Genomic DNA, 1,475 nt, shown 5'->3' on the forward strand with positions numbered 1-1,475 from the left:
AAATAAAGGACCGGAAGTAGAAGAGCTTCCCGTCATTGTGTATGAAGAGGACAAACAGATAACAGAGCAATCCAAAGCGGTTAACTTGGATAAGTCAAGTCAACAAGAGTTATCATTTGTAAAATCAATTAGTGATTATTCAAGTAGTGAGACTCACTTACAGACTATCCTTAAACAAACTAAAGATTCAGACGCTAGTATCCCATCAATAGTCTCTGAGAGAGATTTATTAGCGTTGAGCTCTGAAGATAATGGAACGTTCGTAACAGAACAAAGCAACGACAAAAATCTGACAGCTATAATGCCTGCTATGATTAATCATCTAAATGTGCAAACTCCGACTGCTATGGCAGTGCCAGCGAAAGTGATTGAATTACCACAGAGCGTTATGAATCCCGAATGGGGCAATGAATTTAATCAACAGATTATTTGGGTGGGCCAACAAAAATTAAAAGCGCGACTATAAAATTAAATCCGCCAGAGTTAGGTCCATTGGAAGTCAGCATTAAAGTGGTTAAAGAAGCTGCTACTGTTAATATTACGACTCACTCGGTATCCGTGAGAGATTTGATTGAACAAGCCCTACCTCGGTTACGAGATATGATGGCTGAACAAGGTATCAATTTATCGCAGGTCAATATTGAGTCAAATAGTAATCATAGACAACAATCCCCACAATATGATGAAAAAATACGGTTTGATCATGATATTAATGATGAACAGGTACTTGCTACTACACCATTAACAGGTAGAATCAAGAAAAGCCTTATTGACTATTTCGCTTAAAGATCATTCTTCGCATTAGTATGAAATAATCAAATCTTAATTATGATTACCTATGGGGGTTGAGACATGGCAGTTCTGGAAAAGTCTAAAAATTATTTTCTTGATTGGTTTCAACAGAACGGTAATTTTCTTAACAAGAAGTTGTCTACAAAAGAATGGGACGAAAAAGCAAGCGAACCTGCTGTAAAAAAGCAATTGGAAACAATAAAAAAGCGCATACCGTATATAGATATATAGATAGCAAAATTATCTTACAACATGCAAGATTGGTCGATTATGTTTTAACAGAAGCTTTTAAAAAATTAAATGTTTCTGATTTTGAAAACCCTTCTGGTTTTGCACAGCTTGAAAAAGCTAGCCCAGAGGTTCTTAATTTTTTAAGGTAAGAAAAAACTTAGAAGATTTCATTCGTCAAAATATCTCCCAACATCATGATCAAGCCGCACAGCTTCAGGCTTTTCAACGATGGCTTACAATAGCAAAGATGTTACGTCAACAACGCTGTTATGAAGGAGTTAATGCAGTTGTTGGTGTGCTGATACAATTGGATATTCAATTGAAATTTGTGACTCATTTACCGAAAACTTACCAAAATCAATTTATAGAATTAGAAACACTCATTACACCTTTGAAAGCGTTCCAAGCTCTACGTGAGGAGCTTGCGAACGAGCGAAAACCACATGATCTAG

Annotated in this window: 4 protein-coding genes; all 4 read left to right on the forward strand. The window is 36.1% G+C overall.

Annotated features, from left to right (window positions below; all coding sequences use genetic code 11):
- A partial coding sequence (locus tag BN58_RS31690; RefSeq protein ID WP_040916412.1) for a hypothetical protein occupies window positions 1-466 on the forward strand: 466 nt, incomplete at its 5' end.
- Entirely contained in the window at window positions 430-786 is a 357-nt protein-coding gene (locus BN58_RS10165; RefSeq protein ID WP_019216723.1) for a flagellar hook-length control protein FliK, read from the forward strand. The genes BN58_RS31690 and BN58_RS10165, both read left to right, overlap by 37 nt.
- A gap of 155 nt (window positions 787-941) precedes the next feature.
- Window positions 942-1,172, forward strand: a complete 231-nt coding sequence (locus BN58_RS30820; RefSeq protein WP_156812473.1) for a hypothetical protein — start codon at window positions 942-944, stop codon at window positions 1,170-1,172.
- Window positions 1,173-1,204: 32 nt separating this feature from the next.
- On the forward strand, window positions 1,205-1,475 hold a 271-nt coding region (locus BN58_RS24030; RefSeq protein WP_332247951.1), incomplete at its 3' end, for a RasGEF domain-containing protein.

Source organism: Legionella tunisiensis (genome assembly GCF_000308315.1).
GTDB lineage: Bacteria > Pseudomonadota > Gammaproteobacteria > Legionellales > Legionellaceae > Tatlockia > Tatlockia tunisiensis.